The organism is Melissospora conviva (assembly GCF_049523535.1).
Lineage (GTDB): Bacteria > Actinomycetota > Actinomycetes > Mycobacteriales > Micromonosporaceae > Melissospora > Melissospora conviva.
Window position 1 is genome coordinate 977,764 of the sequence record NZ_JBLLDT010000001.1, and the last position, 21,536, is coordinate 999,299.

The 21,536-nt window shown below is 71.7% G+C and carries 21 protein-coding genes; 15 read left to right on the top strand and 6 right to left on the bottom strand.

The window, feature by feature from the left end:
- The first annotated feature begins 21 nt into the window (after positions 1 to 21).
- Together ACK8GG_RS04820 and ACK8GG_RS04825 are read left to right on the top strand one after the other, a co-directional pair.
- The gene (locus ACK8GG_RS04820) at positions 22 to 615 is read left to right on the top strand and encodes a pentapeptide repeat-containing protein (RefSeq protein WP_440355632.1); all 594 of its coding nucleotides are present in this window, start codon (positions 22 to 24) and stop codon (positions 613 to 615) included.
- 161 nt (positions 616 to 776) lie between these two features.
- Complete coding sequence (locus tag ACK8GG_RS04825; protein ID WP_440355633.1) at positions 777 to 1,214, top strand: nitroreductase family deazaflavin-dependent oxidoreductase; 438 nt, start codon at positions 777 to 779, stop codon at positions 1,212 to 1,214.
- Positions 1,215 to 1,226: 12 nt separating this feature from the next.
- On the opposite strand, the gene ACK8GG_RS04830 is transcribed toward ACK8GG_RS04825, so the two are convergent.
- Positions 1,227 to 1,946 carry a response regulator transcription factor gene (locus ACK8GG_RS04830; protein WP_440355634.1) on the bottom strand — a complete coding sequence of 240 codons (720 nt, stop codon included), beginning with the start codon at positions 1,944 to 1,946 and terminating at the stop codon, positions 1,227 to 1,229.
- Entirely contained in the window at positions 1,943 to 3,190 is a 1,248-nt protein-coding gene (locus tag ACK8GG_RS04835) for a sensor histidine kinase (RefSeq protein ID WP_440355635.1), read from the bottom strand. Before ACK8GG_RS04835 ends, ACK8GG_RS04830 begins: the two co-directional genes overlap by 4 nt.
- Positions 3,191 to 3,318: 128 nt before the next feature.
- Here ACK8GG_RS04835 and ACK8GG_RS04840 point away from each other — a divergent pair, with 128 nt between their 5' ends.
- From ACK8GG_RS04840 to ctaD, 8 genes are all read left to right on the top strand, one after another.
- On the top strand, positions 3,319 to 4,215 hold the full coding sequence (locus tag ACK8GG_RS04840; RefSeq protein ID WP_440355636.1) for an ABC transporter ATP-binding protein: 897 nt from the start codon (positions 3,319 to 3,321) through the stop codon (positions 4,213 to 4,215).
- Positions 4,216 to 4,220: 5 nt separating this feature from the next.
- Positions 4,221 to 5,000: an ABC transporter permease gene (locus tag ACK8GG_RS04845; RefSeq protein WP_440355687.1), complete on the top strand. Its 780-nt coding sequence runs from the start codon at positions 4,221 to 4,223 to the stop codon at positions 4,998 to 5,000.
- Positions 5,001 to 5,361: 361 nt separating this feature from the next.
- The gene (locus ACK8GG_RS04850; protein ID WP_440348025.1) at positions 5,362 to 5,646 is read left to right on the top strand and encodes a HesB/IscA family protein; all 285 of its coding nucleotides are present in this window, start codon (positions 5,362 to 5,364) and stop codon (positions 5,644 to 5,646) included.
- 243 nt (positions 5,647 to 5,889) lie between these two features.
- Positions 5,890 to 6,285, top strand: coding sequence for a cupin domain-containing protein (locus ACK8GG_RS04855; protein WP_440353949.1), 396 nt, complete (start codon positions 5,890 to 5,892; stop codon positions 6,283 to 6,285).
- Between the two features lie 117 nt (positions 6,286 to 6,402).
- The gene (locus tag ACK8GG_RS04860) at positions 6,403 to 7,185 is read left to right on the top strand and encodes an aldo/keto reductase (RefSeq protein WP_440355637.1); all 783 of its coding nucleotides are present in this window, start codon (positions 6,403 to 6,405) and stop codon (positions 7,183 to 7,185) included.
- Between the two features lie 35 nt (positions 7,186 to 7,220).
- Entirely contained in the window at positions 7,221 to 8,153 is a 933-nt protein-coding gene (locus ACK8GG_RS04865; protein ID WP_440355638.1) for a hypothetical protein, read from the top strand.
- Positions 8,154 to 8,341: 188 nt separating this feature from the next.
- Positions 8,342 to 9,463, top strand: coding sequence for an FAD-dependent monooxygenase (locus ACK8GG_RS04870; protein ID WP_440348021.1), 1,122 nt, complete (start codon positions 8,342 to 8,344; stop codon positions 9,461 to 9,463).
- 152 nt (positions 9,464 to 9,615) lie between these two features.
- Positions 9,616 to 11,367, top strand: a complete 1,752-nt coding sequence (gene ctaD / locus ACK8GG_RS04875; protein WP_440348020.1) for an aa3-type cytochrome oxidase subunit I — start codon at positions 9,616 to 9,618, stop codon at positions 11,365 to 11,367.
- A 727-nt stretch (positions 11,368 to 12,094) separates the two neighbouring features.
- Here ctaD and ACK8GG_RS04880 read toward each other — a convergent pair.
- Genes ACK8GG_RS04880 through ACK8GG_RS04895 form a run of 4 tightly spaced genes read right to left on the bottom strand, consistent with a single transcriptional unit; the run spans position 12,095 to position 17,961 of the window.
- Positions 12,095 to 13,306: an MFS transporter gene (locus ACK8GG_RS04880; RefSeq protein WP_440348019.1), complete on the bottom strand. Its 1,212-nt coding sequence runs from the start codon at positions 13,304 to 13,306 to the stop codon at positions 12,095 to 12,097.
- A gap of 56 nt (positions 13,307 to 13,362) precedes the next feature.
- On the bottom strand, positions 13,363 to 13,953 hold the full coding sequence (locus ACK8GG_RS04885) for an isochorismatase family protein (protein ID WP_440353944.1): 591 nt from the start codon (positions 13,951 to 13,953) through the stop codon (positions 13,363 to 13,365).
- 32 nt (positions 13,954 to 13,985) lie between these two features.
- Entirely contained in the window at positions 13,986 to 15,272 is a 1,287-nt protein-coding gene (locus ACK8GG_RS04890) for a nicotinate phosphoribosyltransferase (protein WP_440355639.1), read from the bottom strand.
- 16 nt (positions 15,273 to 15,288) lie between these two features.
- Complete coding sequence (locus ACK8GG_RS04895) at positions 15,289 to 17,961, bottom strand: LuxR C-terminal-related transcriptional regulator (RefSeq protein WP_440355640.1); 2,673 nt, start codon at positions 17,959 to 17,961, stop codon at positions 15,289 to 15,291.
- A 193-nt stretch (positions 17,962 to 18,154) separates the two neighbouring features.
- Here ACK8GG_RS04895 and ACK8GG_RS04900 point away from each other — a divergent pair, with 193 nt between their 5' ends.
- From ACK8GG_RS04900 to ACK8GG_RS04920, 5 genes are all read left to right on the top strand, one after another.
- The gene (locus ACK8GG_RS04900) at positions 18,155 to 19,621 is read left to right on the top strand and encodes a hypothetical protein (protein WP_440355641.1); all 1,467 of its coding nucleotides are present in this window, start codon (positions 18,155 to 18,157) and stop codon (positions 19,619 to 19,621) included.
- Between the two features lie 51 nt (positions 19,622 to 19,672).
- Entirely contained in the window at positions 19,673 to 19,963 is a 291-nt protein-coding gene (clpS, locus tag ACK8GG_RS04905; RefSeq protein WP_440348014.1) for an ATP-dependent Clp protease adapter ClpS, read from the top strand.
- Positions 19,960 to 20,490 (top strand): DUF2017 domain-containing protein, encoded by a 531-nt coding sequence (locus ACK8GG_RS04910; protein WP_440348013.1) that lies wholly within the window; start codon positions 19,960 to 19,962, stop codon positions 20,488 to 20,490. Before clpS ends, ACK8GG_RS04910 begins: the two co-directional genes overlap by 4 nt.
- A gap of 141 nt (positions 20,491 to 20,631) precedes the next feature.
- The gene (locus ACK8GG_RS04915) at positions 20,632 to 21,120 is read left to right on the top strand and encodes a M67 family metallopeptidase (RefSeq protein ID WP_440348012.1); all 489 of its coding nucleotides are present in this window, start codon (positions 20,632 to 20,634) and stop codon (positions 21,118 to 21,120) included.
- A gap of 72 nt (positions 21,121 to 21,192) precedes the next feature.
- Positions 21,193 to 21,531, top strand: coding sequence for a MoaD/ThiS family protein (locus tag ACK8GG_RS04920; RefSeq protein ID WP_440348011.1), 339 nt, complete (start codon positions 21,193 to 21,195; stop codon positions 21,529 to 21,531).
- The last annotated feature ends 5 nt before the right edge of the window (positions 21,532 to 21,536 follow it).

A 21,536-nucleotide genomic window follows, 5' to 3' on the forward strand; every position in this document is an offset into this window, starting at 1 on the left:
GCCGGGCGCTAGCCTCGGCTGATGGCTGACGAGATCGAGGGCGTGACCTACCGCGGCGAAGACTGGTACGGCGAGGAGATCACCGACCGGCGGTATGTGAACTGTTCCTTCCACGATGTCGATCTCAGTGAGGCGGTGACCCGGGGGACGGAGTTCGTCGGCTGCACCTTCGGCGGGGTCTCCTTCAACTCCTCCCGGCACACCGACTCGGCTTTGCTGCGCTGCACCTTCCTGCGCTGCAATTTCTTCGAGGCTTCCCTGGTCGGCTGCAAACTGATCGGCAGTGTGTTCACCGACTGTGACCTGCGGCCGCTGACGGTCACCGGTGGTGACTGGTCCTTCACCGGACTGGGGCGGGCGGACCTGCGGGGCGCACGCTTCACCGGCGTCCGGATGCGCGAGGCCGATCTGACCGGCGCGAACTGCGCCGGTGGCGCCTTCACCGACCTCGACCTCTCCGGCGCCCTGCTCGCCCGCGCTGACTTCACCGGCTGCGACCTGCGTGGCAGTGACCTGAGCGCGCTGGATCCGACGGCTGTGCGGGCAGCGGGCGCTCTGATCACCGCCGAGCAGGCCATGACGGTCGCCGCCGCGCTCGGTTTCGAGATCCGCTGACCTGCCGCCACCCGGGCTCCCGCACGGTTTCCCACGTGATCGCCGCGTCGTCGGCAGGGGAGCGGGTCCTCCCCTGATGCGAATGTTCTTTGCCGCCGCCTGTGCCGGGTATGAGGGGTAGCGTCCGGAAGCAGGTCACCGAAGAAGGGCAGGAGGGCGTGATGACGTCGAGCGAACAGGTGCTGGACAGTCCGCAGAGCTGGGTCGCCGACCACATCCGGACGTACGTCGAGAGCGAGGGTCTGCAGGGGCACGAGTGGCGTCCCGGCGTCTACACGCTGCTGCTGACCACCCGGGGACGGCGCTCGGGTCAGCTGCGCCGGACGGCCCTGATCTATGGCCGTGACGGCGACCGCTATCTGGTGGTGGCCTCCCAGGGCGGGGCGCCGAGTCACCCCTACTGGTACCTCAACCTGCTGGCCGATCCCGAGGTGCAGGTCCAGGTCGGCTCGGAGGTCTTCACCGCGCGGGCGCGTACCGCCGACGCCCGGGAACGGGCGCGGATGTGGGCGACGATGGCCGCGATCTGGCCGCAGTACGACGACTATCAGGCCAAGACCGGCCGGGAGATCCCGGTGGTGGTGCTGGAACGCACCTGAGGCGCGCTCCGGTCAGACCAGTTCGGCGTCGTGCACCAGTAACGCCACCTGCACCCGGTTGTTCAGGTTGAGCTTGACGAGCAGGCGGGAGACGTACGCCTTGACGGTGGCGACGCTCATGTAGAGGCGCGCGGCGATCTCGGCGTTGGTGCAGCCCTGGCCGATCGCCACGGCGACGTCGTGTTCGCGTTCGCTGAGGGTGTCGAGCAGTCGCCGCGCGCGGTCCCGGCGGGCCGTGGCGCCCGCGGGCGCGGCCCCGGTGACATGACTGATCAACTGGCGGGTGACCGAGGGGGAGAGGGTCGCCTCGCCGGCCGCCACCCGTCGCACGGCCTGCACGATCTCGGCCGGCGGGGTGTCCTTGAGCAGGAAGCCGGCGGCGCCGGCCCGCAGCGCCCGCAGCACGTCGGCGTCGGCGTCGAAGGTGGTCAGCACGATCACCTCGGGCGGGTTGGCGTTGCGGCGCAGCGCCTCGGTGGCGGTCAGCCCGTCCACCCTCGGCATCCGGATGTCCATCAGCACCACGTCCGGGGCGCAGCCGGCGACCGCTGCGGGCACCTGGCTGCCGTCGGCGGCCTCACCGACGACTGCCAGTCCGGGATCACCGCCGAGGATCATCGACAACCCGGCCCGGACCAGCGCGTCGTCGTCGACGATCAGGACGCGGATCGGCGTCGGCCCGGCCTGCTCTGTGGTCACGCCAATACCCGCCGCGCGTTGTTTTCCGGTCACGCCGGCCACGGTAGCCAGGCCGAGAGGGTGAAGTCGTCACCGGCGCCACGGCCGTGGTCGAGAGTGCCGCCGATCAGGCTGACCCGTTCGGCGAGTCCGATCAGGCCGGTGCCCGTACCGGGGATCTCGGGGGCGGGAGGCTTGCCGAGCGGGTTGCGGTTGCCGATCTCGACGGTCAGCCCGTCGCCGGGCGCGCCGCTGACGGTCAGCGTGACCGCCGCGCCGACGGCGTGCTTGCGCGCGTTCGTGAGCCCCTCCTGCACGATCCGGTACGCGGTGCGTCCGACGCTCTCCGGCACGGTCGACGCCGCGGCGACCGTGATCTGTTCGGAGATCCGCATGCCCGCCTCGCGGCACTCCTCGATCAGCGCTGGGAGCTCCGCCAGCGTCGGCTGCGGACGGTCCGGCCGGTCACCGGGCTCCTCCCGCAGTACGCCGATGACCTCGCGCAGATCCTGCAACGCCTGGTGCGCGCTGGCCCGGATCACCCCGGCTGCCTGGGCGACCTCCGCCGGCGGCGCGTCCGGGCGGAACTCCAGTGCGCCGGCGTGCAGGCTGAGCAGTGAGATCCGGTGGGCGAGCACGTCGTGCATCTCCCGGGCGATCCGGGTCCGTTCCAGGTGCCGGGCCTGGCTGATCCGCAGCTGCTGCTCGGCCTCGGCCCGCTCGGCGCGATCCCGTAGCGACAGCACCAGCTGGCGGCGGGCCCGGACGAACATGCCCCAGGCGAGCACGGTGGTGATGAGAACCGTGGTCAGCGCGACGTTGCCCCAGTAGCTGAGGTCCGGGTCCGGCCGTAGGTAGCAGTAGAAGGCCCCGGCGACGACGTGCCAGGCGGTGATCAGCGCGGCCGGCAGGAGAGGGCGGTGCACGGCGACGGTGAAGATCGAGATCAACAGGGCGATCGCGCCGCAGGCCGAGAAGAGGCCGAGCGGCATCAGGGCCAGGGCGACCCCGATCGGCCAGCGCCGCCGGAGCCAGAGCGCCAGGCACGCGGGCACCGCGGTCGCGACGTCAACCGCCATCAGCGCCGGATCGAAGGGGGACCGCAGGACGAAGGACTCGGTCCCCTCCTGCCAGTCGCCGAAGGCGAGCACCAGGAAGCCGACTGCGAAGAGGAAGCAGTGGGTGTCGACGATCCAGTCCCGTACCGATCGGCGCGGTGCCCGCCGGGCGGGTTCCGGCCGGCCCCGCAGGGTGGCAGGGAGCAGCCACGGGTGTTCGGGGGCGGCGACGGTGCTCACCGGCTCAGACTACGGAAGCCGCCGGCCGGCCGGCAGCTACCAAAGTCGAGACCGGGTACGGCCGAAGGTCGGCGCATGTCGACTGCGGACGGCAGCGCATGGCCGGGTGGCGGGCGCAGCCTGATTCCATGATTGCGGTAGAGAACCTGAGCAAGCGCTACGGCGAGCAGGCCGCCGTGGACGACATCTCCTTTGTCTGCACGCCGGGAACCGTCACCGGTTTTCTCGGCCCCAACGGCGCCGGCAAGTCCACCACCATGCGGATGATCTGCGGCCTGACCCCGCCGTCGGCGGGCCGGGCGACGGTGGCCGGTCGGCCGTACCGGAGCCTGCCGAATCCGGGCCGGGAGGTGGGGGTGCTGCTGGACGCCTCGGCGCAGCATCCAGGGCGGACCGGTCGGGAGGTCCTGACACTGGCGGCCCGCACGATGGGGCTCGACTCCCGCCAGGTGACCGAGAAGCTCGAGCTGGTCGGGCTGGGCGGGGTGGCCGCAAAACGACGGGTGCGGGCGTACTCGCTGGGGATGCGCCAGCGGCTGGGGCTCGCGCACGCGCTGCTCGGCGACCCGGTGGTGCTGGTGCTCGACGAGCCGGCCAATGGACTGGACCCGGAGGGCATCTTCTGGATGCGCGGGCTGCTGCGCGACTTCGCCGATCGGGGCGGGACGGTGCTGCTCTCCTCGCACCTGCTGCGCGAGGTGCAGGAGGTGGCCGACCGGCTGGTGGTGATCGGGGGTGGCCGGATCGTGGCGCAGGGGGAGAAGGCCGAGCTGCTCGCCTCGACGGGAACTCTGGTGCGGGCCCGTGAGCCGCACCGGCTGCGGGCCGCGCTCATCGCGGCGGGGATCACCGTGGCGGCCGCGGCCGACGGCACGCTGATCGCCGAGGCGGAGACCGGCGCGGTCGGCCAGGCCGCCGCCGACGGCGCGGTGGTACTGACCGAGCTGCGGCCGGCCGAGAACGGACTGGAAGAGCTCTTCCTCCGGCTCACCGCCGGCGAGACGATCAAGGAGTCGCTGCGATGACCGCCATGACCGCCACCCCGGCCACCGCCGGAGCCGCCCGGGACGCCGGGTCGCGGCCGCCGCTGCTGCGGCTGACCGGGGTCGAGCTGCGCAAACTCATCGACACCCGGGCCGGCTTCTGGCTGCTCGCCACGATCGGACTGATCGCGGCCGGGATCGTCGCCATCCAGCTGGTGGTGGGCGGCCCGGCGGACCGTACCTTCATGAGCTTCTTCGGCGCGTCGGTCTTTGCGGTCGCTCTGCTGCTTCCGGTGCTCGGCATTCTGCTGGTGACCAGTGAATGGTCGCAGCGCACGGCGATGACCACCTTCGCGCTCGTGCCCCGGCGGGAGCGGATCGTGGTGGCGAAGATCGGCGCCGGGCTGGTCGCCGCGGCCCTCTCCGTCGTGGCGAGCCTGTTGGTTGCCGCGGTGGCGACGCTGCTGGTGGGCGTCACCGTCGGCAACGCCGATTGGGGCATCGACGGCTCGGGACTGCTCAACGCCACGCTTTTCCAGGTGCTCAACACCCTGATCGGGGTGGCGTTCGGCATGTGGCTGCTCAACAGTCCGCTGGCGATCGTGCTCTATTTCGCCCTGCCGACGGTCTGGGCGATGCTCACCGGGATGGTCTCCTGGCTGCGGGACTGGGCGCAGTGGCTCGACACCACCGTGACGATGGCACCGCTGATCGGTCCGGAGGTGACCGCCGGTCAGTGGGCCCGGCTCGGGGTGTCGATGCTGGTCTGGCTGGTTGCGCCGATGCTGGTCGGCTTCTTCCGGATCCTGCGCCGCGAGATCTCCTGACCCTGCGCCCGTGAGCGCCAGGGGGCAGCCTCGCGTCACGGCTCCGGCGAGGGCGTCAACCGGCCCGGGACGGGGTTCCGGCAGAGGGGCCGGGCGGTGTCACACCGTCCGGCCCCGCCGAGTGAGCCGCCCCGCGGTCGCCGGCTGCATACCCGCCTGCGCCGCCGGTCATGCCTGCCGCGCCGTCCTCGGTAAAGGGCGAGGCGTTGGGTTGTTCGAGCCCGGGCGGGTGTGGCGGCCCGCGAGCGGGTAACCAGGTCGCGGAGGGTGACCGGTCGGGACAGGTGGCCGGCCCTGCCGTCACGTGACCGGAGAGCCGGCGTCGACCGGGCGTCGATCAAGAAGCCACGAGGAGTTCTTCATGCTCACCATGACAGACAACGCCGTGCTCGTGATCCGCGACCTGGCGGCGCAGGAGGCTGTGCCGGAGCAGGGTGGGCTGCGGATCGCCACGGACCAGGAGGCAGGTTCCCTGACCATCGAGCTGGCGAGCCAGCCGATGGAGGGTGACCAGGTCGTCAACACCGACGGCGCGCGGGTCTTCCTGGATCCGGCGGCCGCCGAACTGCTCGACGACACCGCGATGGACGCGGCCGTCGACGACGACGGCACCGTGCAGTTCGGATTCAGCGAGAAGCCGATCTGACGCGGCGGCCACGCAGGAACGGGTGGGGACGGCCGTGGCCGTCCCCACCCGTGTTCGTGCCCCCCTCGGCACTCACCCTGTTCCGTCTCCCACCGTCGCAGCTCTGCGGCGGTACGTCGGCGGGGACTTCGTGACCGGCACCCCCTAGCGCCTGTCCACAGAAACGGTTCCCGGGCCGTTACCGGCCCAAACCTCGCGATCGGCGGGAGTTAGTCCCGGTCCTGGCGCGGGTAACGAAGCGGCATGGAACACTTCACGATCGCCACCGAGGCGGAGAAGAACCCGGATTTCCGCCGTGTCCTCTGGACCGGCAAGTACAGCCAACTCGTGATCATGACGATCCCGCCCGGCGGCGAGATCGGCGAAGAGGTGCACGAGGACGTCGACCAGATCCTGACCTTCGTCAGCGGGGTGGGTGAGGCCGTCGTCTCCGGCCAGAAGAAGGCCGTCGCCCAGGGCGATCTGGTTGTCGTCCCCGCGGGCCGGAAGCACAACTTCGTCAACACGGGCCCCAACCCCCTGGTGCTCTACACCGTCTACGGCCCTCCGGAGCACGCCGACAAGGCGGTGCACCGCACCAAGGAGGAGGCCGACAAGATGGAAGAGGCCGGCAAGGACGAGCCGCCGACACAGAAGTGAGCAGCGGGGAAGGGCAGCCGGTGACATCGTGTCGCCGGCTGCACCGCTGCCGTAGCCGGCCAGATCCCGGCTGTAGCCCCAGATCCCGGCTGTCGCCGACCAGGGAGAGACCCGCCAATGACTCCACTCGACCAGCCCACCGTTGCACTCACCGGTGAGGTCCGGATGCCGCTGCTGGGTTTCGGCACCTGGCAGCTCACCGGCCAGGACGCGTACGACGCGGTCCGCGCCGCCCTCGACGTCGGCTACCGCCACATCGACACCGCCACCATGTACGGCAACGAGGCCGAGGTGGGGCGTGCGGTGCGCGACAGCGGCATCGACCGGTCGGAGCTGTTCATCACGACGAAGCTCCCGCCCGACCGGGTCGGGCAGGAGCGGGCGACGATCGAGCAGAGCCTCGCCGAACTCGGCACCGACGATGTCGACCTGTGGCTGATCCACTGGCCGCCGGCGGCGCATGACAGCCTGCTGACCTGGCGGGAGATGCTCGCCGCCCGCAGCGCCAACCTGACCCGCGCGGTCGGCGTCAGCAACTACAGCACCGGCCAGATCGACGAGCTGATCCAGGCCACCGGCGAGGCCCCCGCGGTCAACCAGATCCGGTGGAGCCCCGCGCTCTACGACCCGCAGCGGCTGGCCGAGAACTCCGAACGCGGCATCGCCCTGGAGGGGTACAGCCCGTTCAAGTCCAGCGACCTGACCGACCCGGTGCTGGTGCGCATCGCCGAGACGCACGGCGTCACCGCCGCCCAGGTGGTGCTCCGCTGGCACCTGGAGCACGAGATCGTGGTGATTCCCAAGTCGGTGACGCCGGAGCGGATCGCCAGCAACTTCGACATCTTCGGCTTCTCGCTGACCCCCGAGGAGGTCGCCGAGATCGACGCGCTCGGCGGCTGAGAAAACCGGCTTGACCTGCGTGATCTCCTGTCCGGGTGAGTGACGAACAGAGCCGCTACCGGGCGGTCGAGGAAGAAGCCTTCGCGTCCTACGGCGCCGGCCGGTACGCCGAGGGCGCGGCGACGGCGATCGCGGCGATCCCGCGGTTGCCCCGCTACCGGGCCGACCTGGCCCACCTGGCTGCCTGCCTGCTCGCCCTGGCCGGGCGTCCGGACCAGGCGTACGCCCAGTTGCGCGCCGCGCTGGCCGCCGGAGCCTGGTGGCACCGGCGGATCCTGGTCGATGACGACGACCTGGCCGCGCTGCGGGACATCGACGGCTTCGACGCGCTGGTCTCGACGGCACACGCCCGCTGTGTCGCGGCCGGCGCGCAGGCACCGGCGCCGGTCCTGCGCCGCCCTGACGGGCCGCCGGTCGGGCTGCTCGTCGCCCTGCACGGCGCCGGTGAGGACGCCGACGACGCCGCGCGCGCCTGGGCCGGCGCCGTACCCGAGGGCTGGCTGCTGCTGGCCGTCTCCTCGACCCAGCGCAACACCCCCGCCTACCGGTCCTGGCCGGAGCACGCCGTCGGCGTACGCGACATCGAGACCGCGCTCGGGCTGCTCGACGAGACCGAGCGGGCGCTGCCGACGGTGGCGGCCGGTTTCTCCGCCGGTGGCCGCCAGGCGATCCGCTGGGCGCTCGGCGGCGGGGCCGCCGCGTTCGTCGCGATGGCCCCGGCGGTTGCTCCGGAGCACCTCGACTCCGAGGCGACCGCGGCCGCCGCCGCGCGCGGCGTCACCGGCCGGGTGCTGATCGGCGAGGCCGACGACGACGTACGCGACGAGGCGCTCACCGCCGTCGGGAAGCTCCGTGCGGCGGGGCTGCGGTGCGGGCTGGACGAGATCCCCGGTCTCGGGCACCGGTTCCCGGCCGACTTCTCCGCGCGCCTCGCCACGACCCTGGCCGGGGTGCCGTCGAAGCACTGATCACCGAGGCGTCGCGGCAGGTGTGAAGATCGGCGCGGCGGGGGAAGATTCCTGTTGCCAGAGGACAATCATCGATTTGGATCAAATAAAAACCACACCAGGCCCAGAAGGCTCTACCGGTATCTCTGTAGCGGGGAGTAGTGTCTTGCCTTCAACGCGTGCCGAACCCCTCCGGAGGCGTTACCACCATGGCGCTCGCGTCCGCGTCCGGTTCCCTTCCGCGTGTGCTCGTCGTCGGAGCGGGAGTGGCCGGTCTGGCCACTGCCCGTGCATTGCGCCGGGCCGGCTTCCGTCCCGAGGTGGTGGAGAGCCGCTCCGCCGTTGACGCGAACGCCGCCGGCATGTACCTGCCCGGCAATGCCGCCCGCGCGCTGCGCGCCCTCGACCTCGACCATCCCGTACGTCCACTGGGGCAGGTCGTCTACCGGCAGCTCTTCCTCGATGCCGCCGGGGACCGGCTCTGCGAGGTCGACCTGACCCGGCTCTGGGCCGGTGTCGGCGAGTGTCGCGCCCTGCCGGTGGCCGAACTCCAGCGGGTGCTCATCACCAGCATCGGCGGGAACGTGCGCTACGACACCAGGGTGACCCGCCTCGACATCGGGGAGCAGGCCGTCACCGTCGGTTTCGCCGACGGGCAGTTCGCCGAGTACGACCTGGTCGTCGGGGCCGACGGGCGGCGGTCCGTGGTGCGTGCCCTGGCGGCGCTCGGTGGCTCGCCCCGCACCACCGGGCAGGTCGTCTACTCGGGCGTGCTCAACGGAGGGCCGGTCGTCACCGAGTGGACCGGCCTGCTCGGGCACCGGGCCCGCTTCGTCGTCGTGCCGATCGGCGCCCGGCGGCTCTACTGGGAAGCCGACGAGGCGGGCGAGAGCCTGCCGGCCGATCCGGTTGCCCGGCTGCGGAGCGTCTTCGGCGGTTACGGGGGGCCGGTTCCGCGCATCCTCGCCGGGGTCGAGAAAGCCGAAGCGACCCTCACCGGCGAGGTCGAACTCGGCCGCTGGTCGCGCGGGCGGGTGGTGCTGGTGGGTGATGCTGCCCACGCCACCGGGCCGTCGCTGGCCCAGGGGGCGGCGATGGCGCTCGAGGACGCGGTCGTACTTGCGCAGTCACTCAGGGTCAACGCCGATGTGGACGCCGCGCTCACGACGTACGAAAGACGTCGCAGGCCACGTGCCCAGTGGGTGCGGCACCGCACCCGTGACCGCGACCGTACCCGGGACGTGTCACCGGAGCTGCGGGATCCGTTGCTGCGACGCAGAGGTGCGCGGATTTTCGAGGACCACTACCGTCTACTCGTCGACCCGCTGTGAGCGCCGCCGTGTGACGCGACGACGAACGGATCAGCACGTCCCCGCCACCCGGCGCGCCGCCCGGCGCTGCCGCAGACTATTCTGCCTGCGAAGTACGGCCCGCAGATATCCACCGCGTGCCGAGTGGGAGAAACGAGAACCGGAGGCCACTCGTGACCACCGTCGCACCCAAACCGATCGTGACCCGGCCGTGGCCGGTCCGGGAGCCGGTCAAGGGCTCGGCAATCGCGCGGCTGATGCGCTCCACGGACGCGAAGCAAATCGGGATCATGTACATGGTCACCGCGTTCGTGTTCTTCGCGATCGGCGGCCTGATGGCGCTGGTCATCCGTGCGGAGCTTGCACAGCCCGGGATGCAGTTCCTCTCGGCTGAGCAGTACAACCAGGCGTTCACCATGCACGGCACGATCATGTTGCTCTTCTTCGCGACGCCGATCGTGTTCGCGTTCGGCAACTACATCGTGCCGCTCCAGATCGGCGCGCCCGACGTGTCGTTCCCGCGGTTGAACAGCTTCGCGTACTGGCTGTACCTCCTCGGCGGCTCGATGACCCTGCTCGGGTTCGCCGTTCCGGGTGGCGCCGCCGACTTCGGCTGGACCGCCTACGTGCCGCTGAGCACCGTCGAGCACTCGCCGGGCATCGGCGGCAACCTGTGGGTGATCGGCCTGGTCCTCTCCGGCCTGGGCACCATCCTCGGCTCGGTCAACCTGATCACCACGATCCTGACCCTGCGCGCGCCCGGCATGACGATGTTCCGGATGCCGATCTTCACCTGGAACATGCTGGTCACCAGCCTGCTGGCGATCCTGGTCTTCCCGCTGCTCGCCGCCGCGCTGATGGCGCTCGCCGCGGACCGCATCCTCGGCTCGCACGTCTTCGCCGAGGAGACCGGCGGCCCGATGCTCTGGCAGCACCTCTTCTGGTTCTTCGGCCACCCCGAGGTGTACATCATCGCCCTGCCGTTCTTCGGCATCATCAGCGAAGTCATCCCGGTCTTCTCCCGCAAGCCGATCTTCGGCTACAAGGGTCTGGTCGCGGCCACCATCGCCATCGCCGGCCTCTCGATGAGCGTCTGGGCGCACCACATGTTCGCCACCGGCCAGGTGCTGATGCCCTTCTTCAGCTTCCTGAGCTTCCTGATCGCCGTGCCGACCGGTATGAAGTTCTTCAACTGGATCGGCACCATGTGGCGGGGTCAGGTCAGCCTCGAGACCCCGATGCTCTGGGCGATCGGCTTCCTGGTGACCTTCCTCTTCGGTGGTCTCTCCGGCGTTCTGCTGGCCAGCCCGCCGCTGGACTTCCACGTCCACGACTCGTACTTCGTGGTGGCGCACTTCCACTACGTGCTCTTCGGCACGATCGTCTTCGCGGTCTTCTCCGGTCTGTACTTCTGGTTCCCGAAGATGTTCGGCCGGATGCTCGACGAGCGGCTCGGCAAGATTCACTTCTGGCTGACCTTCGTCGGCTTCCACATGACCTTCCTGGTGCAGCACTGGCTGGGCAACGAAGGCATGCCGCGCCGGTACGCCGACTACCTGCCCACCGACGGCTTCACCACGCTGAACATGATCTCGACGATCGGTGCCTTCATCACCGGTATCGGCATGCTTCCCTTCATCTACAACTGCTGGAAGTCGTACAAGACCGGTCCGGTGGTCGAGGTGAACGACCCGTGGGGTTACGGCAACTCGCTCGAGTGGGCCACCACCTGCCCGCCGCCGCTGCGCAACTTCGACGAGATGCCGCGCATCCGCTCCGAGCGCCCGGCCTTCGACGCGAAGTACCCGCACCTGGCGGTCGGCACGCTCGCCGGTCCGCCGGCCGGTGGGGCCAAGCCGCTGACCAGCGAGTCCGACGGTGGCGCCACCTACACCGAGGACACCTCCACCAACCTCGACAAGTAACCGCACCGCGCAACCGCACCATGTAACCGCACCGCGCAACCGCACCGCACGACGGGCGCCGTCAGCCGGAACCACCCGGCCGACGGCGCCCGTCGCGTTCTCCCCGCGCTTGTCCCGACCCACGGCTCTCCTCCTGCGCTGCGGGCGGGCGGCTCTCCTCCTGCCCCTCCCGAGACACTCAAGATCCGCGCAACTTCCCGGATGTTGTCGGGTCCACCTCCTCCGGAAGCAGCAGTTTCGCTGAAGTTGCGGCCTGGGAATTGGGCCTAGGGAGTGCTCTCCTGGGGGAGGGAGCATTCGGGGGATGGCCTGGGCGGGTGGGGCGATCCGAGGGCCTACCGGAAGTCATCTTCCGACTCGTTCCCACCACAGAGACGTAGTGGCGACATCAGGCGAGTAGTGGCCGGTCTTGGGGGATGCCGGAGAACGGTGTGCAGGTCGGGCCGAGGCGGGACCCTCGCCGGCGAGTTCGGTGCGCAGCGTCAGGCGGCGCCACAGCTAAATCCCGCCAAACCATGATCGTTAGTTGGTTTCCGGTGCTCTGACAGGCTCAGAACACCGGAAATGAACTAATGATCTTCCTCCGACGCCGAGGAACGGCGTCCGAGGGCCAGGCGATGTGGGTCGGACGCTGGTACCAGGGCGCGTGGGACAGGAGATGGGGTCGGGGCCCTGGGTCGGGCCCTGGGTCGGGCCGAGGGCGGCGGCCCGGGGCCGGAGATGGGGGTCAGGGCGCGGGGGTCAGGGGGGCGGGGGTCGGGGGCGGGACCGGGGTGCGGCTGTGGCGCAGGGTGGCGGGGAGAACCAGGGCGGCGGCGAGCAGCCCGGCCAGACCGATCACCACGAATCCCCAGCCCGGCGACCAGCGGTCGATCACCGCTCCCGCCAGTGGGGCTCCCAGCGCCGTGCCCACCGTCACCGCCGAGCCGTGCAGCCCCATCACCAGGCCGCGGACCGGCGCCGGGGCGAGTCGGCTGAGCGCGTCGGCGGTGGAGGCCAGCGTGGGCGCGCAGAGCAGCCCCGCCGGGATCAGCGCCAGCGCCAGCAGCCACCAGCTGCCGCCGGCGAGCCCGACGGGCACGGTCGCCAGGCCCAGCCCCGCCATCAGTGTCAGCGGGGAGACAGCCTGCCGGGCGGCGCCGTAGCCGAATCCGCCGACCAGCGACGACGCCGCCCAGACACCGATCACCACCCCGGACCACTGGACCTGGCCGGCCTCCCGGGTCGTCGCCACGAGCGCCACGTCGGTGCCGCCGATGACGAGGGTGGCAGCGGCGCTGATCAGCAGAATGCCGACCAGGCGTGGGGTGAGCCACTGCCGTACCGGTACGGGCGCACCGGCGTCGCGCAGCTCCGCGGCGTTGCGGATCGGCGGGTTCAGCAGGTAAAGCGCCGTCCCGGCGACGACGATGCCCGCGCCGATCAGGTAGAGGGTGGTGCGTCCCGAGATCGCGGTGACCAGCAGTACCGCCACCGAGGGGCCGATGATGAACGACAGCTCCACCGACATCGAATCCAGCGCGTACGCCTGCCGGCGCTTGGCCGGCGGTGCGAGCGCGGCGATCGACTGCCGGGAGACCGAGTAGATCGGCAGCATCAGCAGCCCGCCGACGAACGCGGCACCGATGAGCACGCCGTACGGCAGCGACGGCGCACCGGCCCAGAAGATCGCCTCGGCGATGCTGGTGAGCACCAGCACGGGGCGCAGTCCGCGCCGGTCCGCGAGCCGTCCCATCAGCGGCGCGCCCAGGGCGGCGCCGATCGTCACCGCGGCGGCGACGGCGCCTGCGGCGGCGTACCCCCGGTCGAGATCGGTCACCACGTAGAGGGTGAGGGTGATCCCGGCCATCGAGGTGGGCAGGCGCGCGAGCGTCGTCACCAGCAGCAGGGCGCGGAACCCGGGAAGGGCGAGCGCCTCCCGGTAAGGGTTGAGATTCACAGCAGGTCCGTACCTCCGTGATGCATCCTGCTCCGGCGGTACGACCGGCTGACAGCTCAGTCGGCGGTTGCGGCGCCGATCACAGGGGTGCCCTGCAGCACCACGCCGGCCGCGGTGAGCTGCTCCAGGGCCGAGGCGGCCGTCGGGGCGGCGACGGCGGCGGTCAGGTCGAGCAGCACGGTGGTGGCGAAGCCCTCCCGGGCGGCGTCGAGGGCGGTGGCGCGGACGCAGTGGTCGGTGGCGATGCCGACGACGTCGACCTCGGTCACTTCCCGGTCGCGCAGCCACTGCGCCAGGTGCGCGCCGTCGCCGGAGTGCCCCTCGAAGCCCGAGTACGCCGCTGCGTGCTCACCCTTGTGGAAGATCTCCTCCACCCGGTCGGTGGTCAGGTTCGGGTGGAACTCCGACCCGGGGGTGCCCACGACGCAGTGCGCCGGCCAGGAGTCGACGAAGTCCGGCGGGTTGCCGAAGTGCGGGCCCGGGTCGACGTGGTAGTCCTTCGTCGCCACCACGTGGTCCCAGCGCTGGGGCTCGTCGGTGAGGAGGCGGGAGATTCCGGTGGCGACCCCGGCGCCGCCGGCGACGGCGAGGGAGCCGCCTTCGCAGAAGTCGTTCTGCACGTCCACGATGATCAGTGCTCGGCTCATGCCGGCACTCCTTTCCGCTGTTCTGACAGAGTTCAGGCGGTCGGTAGGACATCCACGGGGATCGCCGGGTCGCCGGCGGAGAGCTTCAGCCCTTCCCACGGGATGGAGATCAGGCACTGTCGCAGGTGCTCGCGCGACTCCACCAGCGTCGGCAGCTCGACCGGCTCCCCGCCGACCAGGTACGGCCGCTGCAGCAGCCGGTCGCCGGGCTTGCGCTCCGGCATCCCGTGCGGTATGACGACCTCTTCGGTGGCGGTGCCGGTCGGCTTGTGCCGGCGTACGGCGGTCTTGCGTCCGCCGATGGTGGCCTTGTGCTCGGAGCGCTTGACCACCGGGCGGCCTTCGACCTCGACGAGCTTGTAGACCAGCCCTGCGGTCGGGGCGCCGGAGCCGGTGACGACGGCCGTGCCGGCGCCGTAGATGTCGACGGGTTCGGCGGCGAGGGCGGCGATGGCGTACTCGTCCAGGTCGCCGGAGACGACGATGCGGGTCTCGGTGGCGCCGAGGGAGTCCAGCAGGTCGCGGGACTGCTGCGCGAGCACCGCCAGGTCGCCGGAGTCGATGCGTACCGCGCCCAGTTCCGGTCCGGCGACCGCGATGGCGTTGCGGATGCCCTGGCTGATGTCGTAGGTGTCGACCAGCAGCGTGGTGCCCTTGCCGAGGGTGGCGACCTGGGAGGCGAAGGCGGTCCGCTCGTCGTCGTGCAGCAGGGTGAAGGCGTGCGCCGCGGTCCCGGCGGTCGGAATGCCGTACCGCTGCCCGGCGGCGAGGTTGGAGGTGAAGCTGAAACCGGCGAGGTACGAGGCCCGGGCCGCGGCGACAGCCGCCTCCTCGTGGGCCCGCCGGGAGCCCATCTCGATCAGGGTGCGCCCACGGGCGGCGGTCACCATCCGGGCGGCTGCGGCGGCGATCGCGCAGTCGTAGTTGAGCACCGAGAGCACCAGGGTCTCCAGCACCACGCACTCGGCGAAGGTGCCGGAGATGGTGAGCACCGGGGAGTTGGGGAAGAAGAGCTCGCCTTCGGCGTAGCCCTCGATGTCGCCGCGGAAGCGGTAGTCGGCCAGCCAGGCGGCGGTTGTCTCGTCGACGACTCCGGTGCGGCGCAGGAACGCGACCTCGTCGGCGTCGAAGCGGAAGTCGCGGATCATGTCGATCAGCCGTCCGGTGCCGGCGACCACCCCGTAGCGGCGGCCGGTGGGCAGTCGCCGGGTGAAGACCTCGAAGACACAACGCCGGTCGGCGGTGCCGTCCTGCAACGCCGCGCTGATCATGGTCAGCTCGTAGTGGTCGGTCAGCATGGACGGGCTAAATGCGGTCACCGCCCCAGCCTAGGGTTCAGCCGCCACCGCCGTGAACGTGGTCCGGCATCGCGGCCAGGGCGGCCGGCAGTTCCGGCCGCCCGGCGACGCCGAGTTTGCGGTAGATGCGTTGCAGGTGGTTGTCGACGGTGCGCGCCGAGAGATAGAGCCGTGTGGCGATGCCCCGGCTCGGGGTGCCCGTTGCGGCGAGCCGGGCGATCTCGGATTCGCGGGCGGTCAGCACGGGACGGCTGCCGGCGAGCGCGGGCGTGCGGACGACATCGCAGCGGGCGAGCAGGGCGGTCAGCCGACGCTGCGCGGCCAGGCTGGAATGCCGGTTGTCGCGCAGGCGCCGCACGGCCTGGGCGGCGGCTTCGGCGGCGTAGAGGTGCAGTCCCATCTCCTCGAAGGTGCCGGCGACGGCGAGCAGTTCGGTGCCGGGACCGGTGGTCAGTGCGCGGGCGTGCCACGCCAGCACCGGCGGCAGCGGTCCCTCGACGACCTCTGCCAGCTCGGCAAGGCGCTGGGCGGCGGTCGGCCGCGTCCCGCCGTGCGCCGCCACCCCGACCGGGGTCCGCGGCCGGTCGAGGCGGACCAGGTCGTGCAGGGCCCGCACCTCGTGCCCGGCGAGGCCGTCGTTCTGCAGTCGCAGCACCAGCGCCCCCAGGTGGCGCAGCGCGCCGGTGAGGTCACCGCCGCCGGCGGCGACCGCCGCGCGGGCCTGTTCCCGCCACGGATAGACCATCTCCACTGCCGGGGTGTGCACCCGGTCCGACTCGGCCATCGCCTCCCGGGCGCAGGAGAGCTCCCCGCGCAGCGCCGCGGCCTGGGCCCGCTCGGCGTGGGCCAGGCTGGCGAAGATCCGGCTGGTGGTGAGCAGGGCGCAGGCGCCGAGGCTGGTCCGCAGGGCGTCCGCGCTGCGGCCGCGCAGCCGCGCGGCGTAGGCGCGCAGCACCGACAGGAAGCCGCCGGCGAGGTGGAAGTCGCCGGCGGCGAAGAGGTCGGCGAACTCGTCGGCGACGATCGCGTCGAGCCCGGCGAGATCCGCGCCGAGCGCGAGCCGGGTGCCGTCGGCCACCTCCAGTGCCAGCTGCAGGTACGGCATCTGCGCGCGCCACCGGTCGCTGTCGTCCCGGACGGCGGCCAGCACCTTCTCACTGGTCAGCAGCTCCCCCTTGACCGCGTGCAGGTATCCGAGGGTGCAGTGGGCGAATGTCTGCGCCGCCGTGGGCAGAGCGGGCTGGGCGAGCACCTCGTCGCAGAGGCGCCGTGCGGCGGCGACGTCCAGCTGGTGCAGCCGCATCGCCGCCTCGAAGGAACGCACCAGGCCGCGGGCGCCCGGGTCGCCGAAGGTAGCGCCCTGTTCGGCCAGCTCCTCGACGCCGTCGGTGCGGCACTGTCCCCAGTAGGTGACCAGCGCTCGCATGGTGAGCCGGCGCGCCCGGCGCAGCTCGCTGCCGTCGCTGTCGGCGCGGTCGTCGAGCAGGGCCAGCGCCTCGTCCGACTGCCCGTTGAAGGTCAGCAGGGCGGCGAGGAGCTCGCGGGCGTCGAAGCCACCGCCGGCCGCCACCGCCGCGCGGGCGAGGCGGGTGGCCAGGGGCACGTCGTACCGGACGGAGGCCTCCTGGGCGGCGGTCAGCAGCAGGCGAGGGCTGGGGGAGTCGCCGCAGTCGAGTCGCCAGACGGCGACCCGCAGCAGGTCGTCGCCGCGCCGCTCGGCGGACTGGGCGAGCAGGTCGGCCAGCTGCGTCTTGAGGCGGCGGGCCCGGCTGACCGGGCACTGCTGCCGGACGATCTCGCCGTAGAGGGGCTGCGCCAGCCGTACGGTCGGCTCCGGTTCGTGCCGGGTGACCGAGACCAGCCCCAGCTCCTCGGCCTGTTCGACCTCGGCGGCGGTGGTCGCCCGGATGAGCAGGTCGAGGCCGAGCGGCTCACCGAAGGCGACGTACTCGGCGACGATGCGCAACCCGGGGTCGAGCTGGCCGATGCGGGCGTCGATGAGGTCGGCGAGGGTCGGGGCGATGGCGAGCCGGCCGCTCCACTGCCACTGGCCGTACGCCTCGCTCAGCTCCCCGCCGCGCCTGGCGGCTTCGATCAGCTCCCGCACCAGCAGCGGGTTGCCGCCGGCCAGACGCCAGAGCCGCTGCGCGCTGGCCGGCGCGACCGGCCCGCCGACGAGTCCGGCGATCAGTTCGGCGGTGTCGTCGAGCCCGAGCGGGCCGATGTCGACCAGGTCGGCCAGGTCGTCGGTCCAGAGTGCCCGTACGGGCAGCGGCAGCTGGCTGCCCTCGAGCCAGGCGCCGATGACGGTGGCGTTGTCGGAGCGGGCGATGAGGTGGACCAGCGCGGCCGAGGAGGCGTCGAGCAGGTGGGCATCGTCGACGGCGAGCACGATGCGCCGTCCGGCGGCCTGGCGGTGCAGGGTGTCCAGCGCCCAGCGCAGCACGCCCGCGGCGGGGAGGTTCGGTGGCTGGTCGGCGGGGAGCACCTGGGCCAGGCCGCCGAAGGGCAGGCCGGAGGTGGCGAGCGTCGCCGAGGCCGACCAGAGCGCGAAGCGTTCCGGCGGCAGGGCGGCGCTGCCCTCGCGCAGCAGCCGGCTCTTGCCGACGCCGGCCGCGCCGCTGAAGAAGATCCCCCGGCCGCCGGTCTCGGCGGCGCTGACGAGGCGGGCGAGCTCGCCGGTACGGCCCACGAAGCGCCAGGAACTCATCGTGGCAGCATATCGAGCAATATCGCTCCGCGCAGGTATGGTGACTCTGTGGAATTGAGTAGTGTGGTGCTTGTTGCTGAGTATCCCATCTCTACCGATCCACTCCGGATGGTCCGTATTCTTCTGATCCCCGCACCGGATTGTCCGACCGGCTGACTCACGGCCGCTCACCCCTGGCCAGGGAGGCCATCAGATGGAGCCCGGCGCTCGTCGCCCCGCCACTGATCTCAACCACGATCGCCTGCGCAGTACGGTCTCCGTTCCCGCTCCCCGCCCGCACAGTGGCCGTACCGGCCCGGACGAACCGCTCGCGGTCATCGTGACGGGCCCGGCCGGCGCCGGCCGGCGTGCGGTGCTGGCGGCGCTGCTGGAGACGGACCTGGCGGCGGTGACCGTCCCGGACGGCAGCTACCTCGCGGTCGGCTACGGCCGCAGCGCCCGGCGCACGGCCTACGTCCCCGGTTCCCGGCAGCCGCACTCCGGTGCCGGCCACCCCACCCGCCCACCCCGGCGCACCCAGCTGACCAGCCCCAACCCGATGTTGCGCCACTTCGGGGTGGTGGACTGCCCGGACACCGCCTCGCTCGGTGTCGCCGGGGTCCGGGTGCTGCTGGAGGCCGCGGCCCGCGGGGGAGCCGTTCTGTTCGTCATCGGGGCCGACCAGAGCTTCGACCGGGCCGACCTCGACCTGCTCACCGAGCTCGCGGCCACCGGCGTGGAGGTCTTCTTCGCCGTCACCCCCGGCGCGGCCGGCTGGCCGGCCGAGGACGGCGCCGGGCTGGACCCGGTCGCCATCAGCGTCGACGCCCACCGGGTGGCGTTGCTCGCCTCGGTGCCGGCGCTGGCCGACGCCCCGTGGCTGCCGGTGCCCCCCGGTGATGCCGAGAAGGTCCGGCGCGCGCTGGTCTGCTGGTCGTCCCGGGAAGGACTGCGCCGGGCCAGTCAGAGCCCGCCGGAGGGGGCCGAGACCACCCGCCGGGTGAGTGTGGCCGCGACCGTCGCCGGCAGCGACTGGGCCGGACGGTTCGACAGCCACGTCCGCGCCGCGGTCCACCGGCTGCGGCAGAACGTCTCCCTCGAACTGGCCAACATCCACCTGCGGGTGGTCCGTGAGATCGTCTTCTGCGGCGGTCCCGCCTCGCTGGCGGCCGTGCTCGACCGGGAGCTGCACGCGCTCTCCCTGCTGGCCACCGCCGAGTGCGACGCGACCGTCGACCAGCTGATCGACGACGGGTACGCGCTGGTCTTCGGCGGCACCGCCGAGCCCGACGTACGCCGCCGGATCATCCGGGCGGTGAGCTGGGGCCTGGCGGAGAACGGGCGCAGCCGTGACACCGGCAGGGTGCTGCTGGTCACCACCACCGGCGGGATCGCCGCCCTGAGCGGCCCCGGCGCGCTCGCCGCACTCGACGTCCACCCGGCGGCCGGCCGTCACGAGGTGCTGCCCCCGGTGGGGCTGGCGCTCAGCGGCAGCTGCTACCAGCACTGGCGGGCCCCGGAGAACGCCGACCAGACCCGCGCGCGGATCTGGTCGCAGCGGGCCCTGCGTGAGATCGAGCTGGAGCTGCTGCGCGATCTGTCGCAGCGGGTGGAGGCGGTCCGGCTGGCGTTCGAGCCGGTGCTGGCCGACGCGGTGGACCACGGCATCCTGCTGGCCTGATCACCGTGTTCCGATTCACCGTCCGGGCGCGGGCGGTGGCACGATGGGGGCATGGCGGCTCCGCAGACAGCGCCGGTGCAGACCCCGGACACCCGAGAGGTGCCCGACTCCGGCCGACCCTGGGTCACGGTCGTGTGGGATGACCCGGTCAACCTGATGACGTACGTGACCTGGGTTTTCCAACGTGTCTTCGGCTACAGCCGGGAGAAGGCCGAACAGCTCATGCTCGACGTGCACCACAAGGGACGGGCCGTGGTCTCCAGCGGCGCCCGCGAGCGGATGGAGCACGACGCCGCGCAGCTGCACGGCTACGGGCTCTGGGCGACGGTGGACCGGTCATGAGCACCTTCCACCGCAGCGGGGACAGCTACCTCGCCACCTTCTCCGCCGACGAGGTGCGGGTGCTGCGCAGGGTCGCCGACGAGATCGTGGCCCTGCTCACCGACAGTTTCGACCACGGCGACCCGGTCGTCGGCCGGCTCTTCCCCGACGTCTACCCCGACGACCCGCAGGACTCGGCCGAGTACCGCCGCTACACCGAGGGCGATCTCAAGACCGCCAAGATCGATCAGGCCGGCGCGATCCTGGCGGCGCTGCCGCCACGCGGCGGCGGCACCGTCCGCCTCGACGCCGAGGAGGCCGAGACCTGGCTGCGGGCGATCAACGACGTCCGGCTCGCCATGGCGGTGCGCCTGGAGATCACCGCCGGGACCGACATCGAGGAGGAGCTGGGGCAGGCGGTTTCGGCCGACCCCGCCTCCAGCCGCGTCTTCCAGCTCTCCGTCTACGCCTACCTCGGCTACCTGCAGGAGTCGCTGCTGCAGGCGCTGATCGGTCATCCCGCCAACGCCCGGTGGTCCGAGGAGTGAGCCGGAGTCCACGCTGTGGACCGCGCCGCCGCCCTGCCGCCCGTCCCGCACCGCGCTGAACTGCGCGAACGCGACGTCTGCGCAGGTGGGTGACCGTTCCCACTTAGCGTCGTGCCGCCGGTAGGCGGTAGGCTCTGACTCGTGCTGAGCGTAGACCGGTCGATCATCGACGCGATTGTCGCGCACGCGCGTCGGGACCACCCGGACGAGGCGTGCGGCGTCGTCGCGGGCCCGATCGGGCGCGACACCCCGACCCGGCACATCCCGATGGAGAACGCCGCCCGCTCCATGACCTTCTACGAGTTCGACTCCATGGAGCAGCTGCGGGTGTGGCGCGAGATGGACGACCGGGACGAAGAGCCCGTGATCATCTACCACTCGCACACCGCCACCGAGGCGTACCCGTCACGCACCGACGTCGCCTTCGCCGGCGAGCCCGGGGCGCACTACCTGCTGGTCTCGACGCAGGACGCCGAGACCGAGGAGATCCGGTCATTCCGGATCGTCGACGGCGTGGTGACCGAGGAGCCGGTGCGGATCGTCGAGGCCGGGGTGGACCCGCACGCCGTGCAGTCGTACATGTTCGGGCAGAGCCCGGCGGCGGTCGACTACGAGTGTTCCGACCGCTGACTTCTCAGCGCGTACGGCACCTCCTTCTTTTCTTCCGTCACCTTGCGGTTCTGCGATTTGGAGTACGACATCATGGCCATCGAAGTTCGCATCCCCACGATCCTGCGCAGCTACACCGGCGGCGCCAAGGTGGTCGAGGGCTCCGGCGACACCCTCGCCGACCTGCTCACCGACCTCGACTCCCGGCACGCCGGCCTGCGGGCCCGGCTGGTGACCGAGGAGGGCGTGCTGCACCGCTTCGTCAACGTCTACGTCAACGACGAGGACGTCCGCTTCCTCGGGGCGCTCGACGCCAAGCTCACCGACGGTGACAGCGTGACAGTGCTGCCCGCGGTCGCCGGTGGCGCGTTCGGCTTCGCCGCCGCCGCGGCGATGCTGGGCAACGGCTCCGCTCGCGCACTGGTTCGCTGAGGCGG

Excerpts from the sequence above, each read along its gene's own strand:
- ACK8GG_RS04920 (WP_440348011.1), top strand. The coding sequence starts at position 21,193 with ATGGCCATCGAAGTTCGCATCCCCACGATCCTGCGCAGCTACACCGGC.
- ACK8GG_RS04820 (WP_440355632.1), top strand. The coding sequence starts at position 22 with ATGGCTGACGAGATCGAGGGCGTGACCTACCGCGGCGAAGACTGGTAC.
- ACK8GG_RS04850 (WP_440348025.1), top strand. The coding sequence starts at position 5,362 with ATGCTCACCATGACAGACAACGCCGTGCTCGTGATCCGCGACCTGGCG.
- ACK8GG_RS04910 (WP_440348013.1), top strand. The coding sequence starts at position 19,960 with ATGAGCACCTTCCACCGCAGCGGGGACAGCTACCTCGCCACCTTCTCC.
- clpS (WP_440348014.1), top strand. The coding sequence starts at position 19,673 with ATGGCGGCTCCGCAGACAGCGCCGGTGCAGACCCCGGACACCCGAGAG.
- ACK8GG_RS04860 (WP_440355637.1), top strand. The coding sequence starts at position 6,403 with ATGACTCCACTCGACCAGCCCACCGTTGCACTCACCGGTGAGGTCCGG.
- ACK8GG_RS04885 (WP_440353944.1), bottom strand. The coding sequence starts at position 13,953 with ATGAGCCGAGCACTGATCATCGTGGACGTGCAGAACGACTTCTGCGAA.
- ACK8GG_RS04900 (WP_440355641.1), top strand. The coding sequence starts at position 18,155 with ATGGAGCCCGGCGCTCGTCGCCCCGCCACTGATCTCAACCACGATCGC.
- ACK8GG_RS04825 (WP_440355633.1), top strand. The coding sequence starts at position 777 with ATGACGTCGAGCGAACAGGTGCTGGACAGTCCGCAGAGCTGGGTCGCC.
- ACK8GG_RS04895 (WP_440355640.1), bottom strand. The coding sequence starts at position 17,961 with ATGAGTTCCTGGCGCTTCGTGGGCCGTACCGGCGAGCTCGCCCGCCTC.
- ACK8GG_RS04855 (WP_440353949.1), top strand. The coding sequence starts at position 5,890 with ATGGAACACTTCACGATCGCCACCGAGGCGGAGAAGAACCCGGATTTC.
- ACK8GG_RS04840 (WP_440355636.1), top strand. The coding sequence starts at position 3,319 with ATGATTGCGGTAGAGAACCTGAGCAAGCGCTACGGCGAGCAGGCCGCC.
- ACK8GG_RS04870 (WP_440348021.1), top strand. The coding sequence starts at position 8,342 with ATGGCGCTCGCGTCCGCGTCCGGTTCCCTTCCGCGTGTGCTCGTCGTC.
- ACK8GG_RS04845 (WP_440355687.1), top strand. The coding sequence starts at position 4,221 with ATGACCGCCACCCCGGCCACCGCCGGAGCCGCCCGGGACGCCGGGTCG.